Source organism: Collinsella aerofaciens (assembly GCF_028209395.1).
Classification (GTDB): Bacteria; Actinomycetota; Coriobacteriia; order Coriobacteriales; family Coriobacteriaceae; genus Collinsella; species Collinsella aerofaciens_AZ.
Genome location: NZ_JAQLDQ010000021.1, coordinates 24851 through 33236, shown reverse-complemented (window position 1 = coordinate 33236; position 8386 = coordinate 24851). Strand labels below are relative to the sequence as shown.

The window sequence follows — 8386 nt, the reverse complement described above, 5'->3', positions numbered from 1 at the left end:
ACCCCGGAGGAGTTCCGGAATCAGGCCCTCGCGGCCTAGTCGCTATTTAGGGCGTCCAAGATTTGGGACGCAGTTCAAGTGCGCAGCGGGGGCTTCCGACATGTCCGAGGACGATTGTGGGGCTAACGGGCAGGGGCCCGCCGAACCAAGTTAGGCAGCCGGGCAGATCTTCTTGAAGAGCTCGATGACGTCGTCGAGCGTCGCCTCGCGCGGGTTACCCGGGAAGCAGGCGTCAGCCATGGCGTCCTTGGCCAGGACCTCGATCTCGTCAGCCTTCATGGCCTCGCAGACGTGCGGGATGTTCACGTCGGCAGAGAGCTGCTTGACGGCGGCGATGGCGGCGTCGGCGGCCTCGTCGGTGCTCATGCCCGTGGTGTCAACGCCCATGGCGACGGCAACCTTGGCCAGACGCTCGGCGCAAACCGGCTTGTTGAACTCCATGGCGATCGGCAGCAGCATGGCGCAAGCGACGCCGTGCGGGGTATCGTAGTGAGCGGACAGGGTGTGGGCCATGGCGTGATCGATGCCCAAGCCGACATTGGAGAAGCCCATGCCGGCGACATACTGGCCAAGAGCCATGCCCTCGCGGCCGGAGCCGGGCTGGCCGGACTTGGCCTCGGCGACGGAGTCGCGCAGGTTCTCGCTGATCAGCTTAATAGCCTCAAAGTGGAACATGTCGGAGAGCTCCCAAGCGCCCTTGGTGGTGTAGCCCTCGATGGCGTGGGTCAGGGCGTCCATGCCAGTGGAAGCGGTAAGGCCGGCGGGCATGGAAGCCATCATGTCGGGGTCGACGACGGCGACCTCGGGGGCGTCGTTGGTGTCGACGCACACGAACTTGCGGACCTTCTCGGGGTCGGTGATGACGTAGTTGATGGTCACCTCAGCAGCGGTACCGGCGGTCGTCGGCACGGCGATAGTGAACACGGCATGGTTCTTGGTGGGAGCAACGCCCTCGAGGCTGCGGACATCGGCGAACTCAGGGTTGTTGATGATGATGCCGATGGCCTTGGCGGTGTCCATGGAAGAGCCGCCACCGATGGTCACGATAGCGTCAGCCTCGGCGGCCTTGAAGGCCTCGACGCCGTCCTTGACGTTCTGGATGGTGGGGTTGGGCTTGATCTCGGAGTAGAGGCTCCAAGCGATGCCGGCGGCGTCGAGCTCGTCGGTCACCTTAGAGGTAACGCCAAACTTGACCAGGTCGGGATCGGAGCAGACGAAGATCTTCTTGTAGCCGCGACGCTGGAGCTCGCCGGGGATCTCCTTGATGGCGCCGGAACCATGATAAGAGATGGTATTGAGAACGAAACGATTAGCCATTGATAGCCTCCTATCGTGTGCGGGGCACCCATTACGCCCCGCGCTATGAGTCCCATCCTAACGCTTTTGTAACAAAAAACACGCGAGAACATCAAAAGTGTTAAAGCGTTTCAACATATGATGAAAAATAATGCGGCGAAGGGACAGCCCCTTTGCCGCATTCGGTTACTTTCGGCAGCCCTCTTTCCAAGCCTCGGCCGCAACCTTCCAGCGTAAGCGCAAGTCGCGCTCGCGGTCGATGAACATGATGGCAAACGCGACAAACAGCAGCAAGCTCGCCACGACGATGGCGTGCAGGCCCATGCGCTCAATGCACCAGTTGCCCAACACGGCGCCAAACACAAAGGTAAAGATCACGCCAAAGTACAGCAGGCCGTTTTCCAAAAAGCCGCGCCTGTGGGTGATGATGTAATCATCCACGTTTTGTAGCGCGTTGCGCAAGTTGCCGATGCACATGGTCGTAGCGATGCCGTGACCGTGGATCTTGCGGAAGCTCTCTACCTGCATACCGCAGGCAAACGAAGTGAGGCAGTTGGCGAGCAGGTTGTAACCGCCGCCCGGGATAAAGCTCACGCCCAGCAAGATAACGGCTTCAAAAAACACCGTCACCTGGCGCCAGTGAATCACACTGCCAAACCGCTCGTGAACCAGGTCGGCAAGCATAATACCCACAGCAAACGACACCACAGGGAAGAAGTAGCGCCCCGCCAGCGCCCAGTTGCCCTCCGAGATGCTCACGCCCACGAGCAGGATATTGCCCGTCTGCGCGTTTGCGAAAACATGATCGCGCCCAATGTACGAATAAACGTCCATAAAGCCACCGGCGAGCGCCAAGATGATGCCCAGCTCGATGGACTCCGATATCTGTTTGGCACGCTGCATCGTCGTGCATCCTCCTTGTTGACGACTCTCTCGTGCGTTGGCGGAAACATAGCCGCCGTTCATACTGTAACCCATTGACAACATGGCATGCGCGCGAGACGGGCTCCCCAACGCGCAGATACACAGTCTGGAAACAAACGGCACCCGCATCGATACGCCGATCCGCCAACCCATGTACTCCACCAGTCTTTTTAGCCCCGTCCCAAAAAGACTGGTTACAATTACGTGCAGCATACAAACACCGGGAGGGATCGTGGCAAAAAAGCCTCAGCACGCTCAGAACAACCAGCGCAGTCAGCAGGGCAAACAGGGCCAGCAGCAAAAGCGCGGCGGTAAGGCGCAGGCCACGGTCGCCCGCACCAAGCATTCCCAAGCGACGCCCGCCCGCCCCTGGCGTCCGGGCCGCGATAAGTTTCTCCCCGTCAGTCGCGCCGACATGGATGCGCGCGGCTGGGACCAGTGCGACTTTGTCTACATCTGCGGCGACGCCTACGTGGACCATCCCAGCTTTGGCATGGCCATCGTCAGCCGCGTGCTCGACGCGCACGGCTACAAAGTGGGCATTATCTGTCAGCCCGACTGGACCGACCCCGCCAGCATCACCGTGCTCGGCGAGCCGCGCCTGGGCTTTCTCGTCAGTGCCGGCAACATGGACTCCATGGTCAACCACTACTCGGTGACCAAGCATCGTCGCCACACCGATGCCTACACCCCTGGCGGTAAAGAGGGGCACCGCCCCAACCGCGCCGTCACGGTCTACGGCAACCTCATCCGCCAAACGTTCAAGGACGCGCCCATCATCATCGGCGGCATCGAGGCGAGCCTGCGTCGTCTGGCCCACTACGACTACTGGCAGGACAAGCTCAAGCGCTCGGTACTGCTCGACTCGGGCGCCGACATCCTCATCTACGGCATGGGCGAGCACGCGATCGTCGAGATCGCCGACGCGCTCGACGCGGGACTGCCCGTCGATCAGATCACCTATATCAACGGCACCGTCTACCGTACCAACTCGCTCGACGAGGTCTACGACTACGACCTGCTGCCCAGCTGGGACGACCTTGCTGCCGACAAGCTCAACTACGCCCGCAGCTTTAACGTGCAGCAGCAGAACATGGATCCCATCACCGGGCATCGCCTGGTAGAACCCTACCCCAACAGCGTCTATGTGGTGCAAAACCCGCCGTCGGCGACACTCACCACCGACGAGATGGACGAGGTCGCCGAACTCCCCTACGCACGCGATTGGCACCCCGACTACGACGCCGCGGGCGGCGTGCCGGCCTTTGCCGAGATCAAGTTTTCCATCAGCTCTAACCGCGGCTGCTTTGGCGAGTGCTCGTTTTGCGCGCTCACCTTCCACCAGGGCCGCGTGCTGCAGATGCGCAGCCACGACTCGATCATGCGCGAGGCCGAGCTGCTCACGCGCGATCCCGAGTTTAAGGGCTACATCAACGACGTTGGCGGACCGACGGCTAACTTTAGCCGCCCGGCCTGTGACAAGCAGCTCAAGCACGGCGTGTGCAAGAACAAGCGCTGCCTATGGCCGAGCGTGTGCAAGAACATGGTGGTCGACGAAAGCGGCTACACGCAGCTGCTGCGCGATCTGCGCCAGTTGCCGGGCGTCAAAAAGGTCTTCGTCCGCAGCGGCATCCGCTTTGACTACACCATGGCCGACGCCTCGGACGAGTTTTTGCGCGAGCTGTTGGAGCACCATGTCTCGGGCCAGCTACGCGTGGCACCCGAGCACGTGAGCGATGCGGTGCTCTCCGTAATGGGCAAACCGAGCCGCGCCGTCTACGATGCGTTCTGTCGTAAATTTGAACGCTTGAACCGCGAATACGGACTCAAGCAGTACGTAGTACCGTATCTGATCTCGAGCCACCCCGGCTCGACGATGAAGGAAGCGGTGGAGCTTGCCGAGGCTGTGCGCGACATGGGCTACATGCCCGAGCAGGTACAGGACTTCTACCCCACCCCGTCCACGATGAGCACCTGCATGTACTACACCGGCGTTGACCCGCGCACCATGCAGTCGATCTATGTGGCGCGCGACCCGCACGAGAAGGCTATGCAGCGCGCGCTCATCCAATATCGCAAGCCCGAGAACTACAAGCTCGTGCGCGAGGCACTGGAAAAGGCTGGCCGTCGCGATCTGATCGGCTACACCAAGCATTGCCTGATTCGCCCCGTGCCGCCACGCCCGGGCGAGACCTCTGCCGGCGGCGGGCATGGCACCGGCAAGAAGGGCGGCAAGGCCCACGGTGGCGCCGGCAAGGGCCCCAAGGGCAGCAAGGGGCACGGCGGCATGTCGCGTGCGCAGAACACCGCCGGCCGCAACCGTGCAGCTCAGGGGCGTCAGGGCGCCAACGGAGGCGGACGCCGCAATTAGGGCAGCGGTGCTGTCGCTATGCCCATCTCGCATGCGTGGCGCAGTGAGCGCATCGCCTCCACGAGGATGATGCCGGCGATGGTGACCGTGATTACCACGTCGAACGGCGTGTTCACAAACCAGAGCAACGTCATGAGATACGACCCGGCATTAAAGGCAAAGTGTAGCAGGATCGTGTAGCGGAGCTTCCCGGTCGTCACGAGCACCCAGCCAAAAATGAGGCCGGCAGCGCCCGCATAGCAGCCCTGCACCCAGTTCATGTGCATAAAACCGAAGATCGCCGCCTGCAGCACGACCGCCGCGGCGATACCCCACGTGCTCGGGGCCGCCCAGGGCACCATGGCGCCGTCCTGCGCGCTCGCATGACGCCGCCGCTTCCAAAGTGGGCGACATTGGGAGTTAAACGCCCGGAGTGAAAACTCAAAGATGACGCCGCGTACCAGGAGCTCTTCACAAAACGGCGCACCAAGCACCGTGGTCAGGACGGCAAGAAGGTTGGTATCGCCCATGCCTGTTTCCTCGACGAGCTCGCTATAGTCTGCCGCAACCTCGGGCAGCAGCGACAGCACGCCGTCGCATAGGTAGCTAATGACCACCTGCATGGATAGGCCGATCACGACAACGCATGCGATGCGCTTCCATGCAGCATTTGCTCCCCCGCCGAGCGGGCGCTCACCTTGCCGGCGCGCCATGAAGGAGCGGGGCCACAGATAGCGCCACCACAGCAGCGCCATCAAAAACGACGCCGTCTGAGCGGCGGCCTGAAACCATTGAATATCGAGATTGTCGATCGGGAAACCCGTCAGTGCCGACACGATGTCCAGCGCGGAGAACAAAACAATGCTCAGGGCAATATCGGCAGCGACGACACCAAAACAGGCAAGCGCCCAAACCAGCGCATTGAGCATGCCGACCTCCTCAAAACCCGGCACTTGGGGACAGTCATTGTTGATGAGAATCGGGCGCAGCGCCAAAAGCCCCGTTGGGCGAAATGTCGAACGGGAAGGTGCCGCAGCGATTGAACGCGGCGATAAACATGCGGATGGCGTTGGACGGCGTGGTGCCCACGAGCTGAGTTGCCGCCGCGAAGGCCGCCTTTTCCTCGGGCAAGACCTTCGCGACAACCGGGGTCATGTGTTCTGCCATGGCGCTTCCTTTTTGAAACGACGGTGGTGCGGATAGATGCGGGCCACGCGGCTGGGCGACGGACTGTGAAGGCAACCCGATTGGCCCGCATCCTGAGTTTGTTTCTACGGCATTGGTATTACTTGGTATTCCTAAGTATTACCCCGCAGATAGAATACCACACCCGCCCCATGGGGACGGAGAAAAACGGATTATTATGTTGCTGAGTAAGTATTTAGAGCGTGATGATGTCCGAGATATTGAGGGCCCGAGCGTCAGCGGCATCGTGTGTGGCGAGTAGGAGCGTGCGACCGTCGAGCAGATCGAGCACGACCTCGGCCGTCGCATCGCGCGCGACGACATCCAGGCCGGTAAAGGGCTCGTCCAGAATCACCGCGCCGCCCGGGCACAGCAGTGCTCGGGCAATCTCGACGCGACGACGCTGCCCACCCGAGAGCTCGGCCACGCGAGCATGCAAATCGACCCCCGGCACCAACAGGCGCAGCAGGGCCGCGGCACCCGAGGCGTCCACGCGCGCGTCGGCGCACACCAGCACGTTTTCCAAAGCCGAAACGTCCTCAACCAAGCGCACGTCCCGAAACACCATGGAGCACGGCGCGCACTCCCCCGCAGCCAGCGCAAGCAACGTCGACTTGCCCACACCCGAGGCGCCCATCACGCAGGCGCGCCCACCGGCGGGCACACGGAGTGTCAGTCCGTCGAGCGCCGGAGCCCAGGGCGCCCGCTCGCCCACGGCGAGCGCAAGCTCCGCCGCAGCGCCGCCCCCGGCAGCCCCCGCACGCCCGCGAGCGCCGCGCCCATGCGCCCGCACGGCCACGCGCCACGCCACGGGTCCCGAAACCCGCAGCAGCCACACCAGCACGCGCTCACACGCCCACGAGACGGCAACGACCAGCACGGTCCACGCCAGCAGATCAGCCGTCTCGATCAAAAGCTTCGCCTGATAGATGCGCTCACCCACGGTGCCCACCGCCATGCCGATGAGCTCGGCTGCCACGCCGGCCTTCCAGCTCATGCCAATCACGGCACGCGCACACGAAAGCACAAACGGCAGGACTTCGCGCCAGGTATGGGCGCAAAACAGTCGCCAGCCGCGCACGCCATGCAGACGGAACATCTGCTCCAGCGGTTTATTCACCTGTGCCAAGCCCTCGGCCAGCGAAAAATACACGCCCGGCAGCGCCATCAAAAAGACTGCCGCGATGCTCACGCGCGCCGACCCCAGCCAGATTAGCAACAGGACCACCACGCAGGCGACCGGTGTCGCCTTTACAAACGACAGCGCCGGAGCCACCAGGTGCGCAAACGCCCGCGAACGTGACGAAATCCCGGCAAGCACACCACCACACACCGCGGCAAGCGCCAGCCCGCCCAGTATCCGCGCGCCCGAGCCCGCCAAAATCGCCCAGGTACCGCCATCGCACACCAGGCGCAGAAGCGCCAAGGCAACAGCACCCGGCCCCGGCAAGATCAGCGGCTGCGCCACCAGCGACGCCGCAAAGATCCACACGGCAAGCCAAAAGGCGGCGACGGCACCTGCTGCCGCCACCGCCTTCATACGCTCTGTCATTTGTCGAGCAAACGCACGCACGGGCTACTCCAAGTAGCAGAAATCGTCAGCCGGAAGTTTACCACCCACGGCACTCGCGTCCGCGTCGGACAGCACCTGCAGATACCCGCTAAGTGCCGCCTTCATATCCTTGCCCGTCTGGCAGACAAGCATGCACCCGGGAATCGCCTTCTCGGCGATCTTGGCATTGTCCACGATGCCGGCATCGACCACGGCCTGCGCCCAGTCTGACGGCGCCGCATTGACAGCCTTCACGCTCGCCTCGTGGCAGCTCAGGAATTCCGCCACGGCCTCGGGATGTTCCTCGGCAAACGCGCGGCGCACCACGGTCACACCCGTCAGCAAGCGCGAGCCCGTGTCTCCTGCCAGCTCGTCCCACACATCGGTCAGGCTCACCGGTGCCGACAGCTTGCCCTCGCTCTTGGCGATAGCAGCGGTCTTGAACGGCTCCGGCAGCACGCCCACGGCAGACGGATCGGCAAGCAACGCCGACAGCACCTCGGTGGGCTCGCTCTTAAACTCGAGCGTCACCTGGCCGGTCAGGCCCGCGCGCTCCAGCAGGTAGTTCATGACGTACTCCGGCGTCGTGCCCTTGCCCGTCATGTAGACGGTGCGACCCGCCAGGTCGCCAAACGAGGCCACACTCGCATCGCCCGTCACAACGTTCAGCACGCCCAGCGTGTTGATGTCGATGACCTGCACCGCGCCCTCGGTCTTGTTGTAGAGCGCGCTCGCCACGTTGGCTGGCACCAGGGCAATGTCGATATCGCCCTGAATGACCTTGGGCACGATCTCGTCGGCGGCGGTGTTGATCGCAAAGTCGAACTCGTTGTCCGTCTCGCCGCTCGCCGCCTGGTCCATAAACCTCACCAGACCGATCGACGTCGGGCCCTTGAGCGAGGCGACGTGCACCTCGACCGGCCCCGCGGCGCCCGCAGCCCCGCCGGCAGCCGAGCCCGCGGCGGACCCGGCACCGGCAGACCCGCCACCACAGCCAACCAGCGCAAGCGACAACGCACCCGCGGCAAGCGCCGAGGCAAACCCCCGGCGCGTCATCTCAACAGTAAACGCGCGCATCG

The 8386-nt window shown here is 63.1% G+C and carries 7 protein-coding genes; 1 reads left to right on the top strand and 6 read right to left on the bottom strand.

Annotated elements, in window-relative coordinates; genetic code table 11:
* Positions 1–150: 150 nt before the first annotated feature.
* Complete coding sequence (fucO, locus tag PMW67_RS07935) at positions 151–1317, bottom strand: lactaldehyde reductase (RefSeq protein WP_161194836.1); 1167 nt, start codon at positions 1315–1317, stop codon at positions 151–153.
* Between the two features lie 165 nt (positions 1318–1482).
* Complete coding sequence (locus PMW67_RS07930) at positions 1483–2199, bottom strand: YoaK family protein (protein WP_118377270.1); 717 nt, start codon at positions 2197–2199, stop codon at positions 1483–1485.
* A gap of 253 nt (positions 2200–2452) precedes the next feature.
* Here PMW67_RS07930 and PMW67_RS07925 point away from each other — a divergent pair, with 253 nt between their 5' ends.
* On the top strand, positions 2453–4591 hold the full coding sequence (locus tag PMW67_RS07925) for a YgiQ family radical SAM protein (RefSeq protein WP_271739411.1): 2139 nt from the start codon (positions 2453–2455) through the stop codon (positions 4589–4591).
* On the opposite strand, the gene PMW67_RS07920 is transcribed toward PMW67_RS07925, so the two are convergent.
* The 4 genes from PMW67_RS07920 to PMW67_RS07905 form a co-directional block, all read right to left on the bottom strand.
* A complete protein-coding gene (locus PMW67_RS07920) occupies positions 4588–5499 on the bottom strand; it encodes a CPBP family intramembrane glutamic endopeptidase (RefSeq protein ID WP_161194834.1) in 912 nt (303 codons plus the stop codon). The genes PMW67_RS07925 and PMW67_RS07920 overlap by 4 nt on opposite strands.
* A 34-nt stretch (positions 5500–5533) precedes the next feature.
* Positions 5534–5737: a type II toxin-antitoxin system RelB/DinJ family antitoxin gene (locus PMW67_RS07915; RefSeq protein ID WP_055252556.1), complete on the bottom strand. Its 204-nt coding sequence runs from the start codon at positions 5735–5737 to the stop codon at positions 5534–5536.
* A 214-nt stretch (positions 5738–5951) separates the two neighbouring features.
* Entirely contained in the window at positions 5952–7328 is a 1377-nt protein-coding gene (locus tag PMW67_RS07910; protein ID WP_271739409.1) for an ATP-binding cassette domain-containing protein, read from the bottom strand.
* Between the two features lie 3 nt (positions 7329–7331).
* The gene (locus PMW67_RS07905) at positions 7332–8384 is read right to left on the bottom strand and encodes an ABC transporter substrate-binding protein (protein WP_124786036.1); all 1053 of its coding nucleotides are present in this window, start codon (positions 8382–8384) and stop codon (positions 7332–7334) included.
* Positions 8385–8386: the final 2 nt, after the last annotated feature.

Excerpts from the sequence above, each read along its gene's own strand:
- fucO (WP_161194836.1), bottom strand. The coding sequence starts at position 1,317 with ATGGCTAATCGTTTCGTTCTCAATACCATCTCTTATCATGGTTCCGGC.
- PMW67_RS07930 (WP_118377270.1), bottom strand. The coding sequence starts at position 2,199 with ATGCAGCGTGCCAAACAGATATCGGAGTCCATCGAGCTGGGCATCATC.
- PMW67_RS07920 (WP_161194834.1), bottom strand. The coding sequence starts at position 5,499 with ATGCTCAATGCGCTGGTTTGGGCGCTTGCCTGTTTTGGTGTCGTCGCT.
- PMW67_RS07915 (WP_055252556.1), bottom strand. The coding sequence starts at position 5,737 with ATGGCAGAACACATGACCCCGGTTGTCGCGAAGGTCTTGCCCGAGGAA.
- PMW67_RS07905 (WP_124786036.1), bottom strand. The coding sequence starts at position 8,384 with ATGCGCGCGTTTACTGTTGAGATGACGCGCCGGGGGTTTGCCTCGGCG.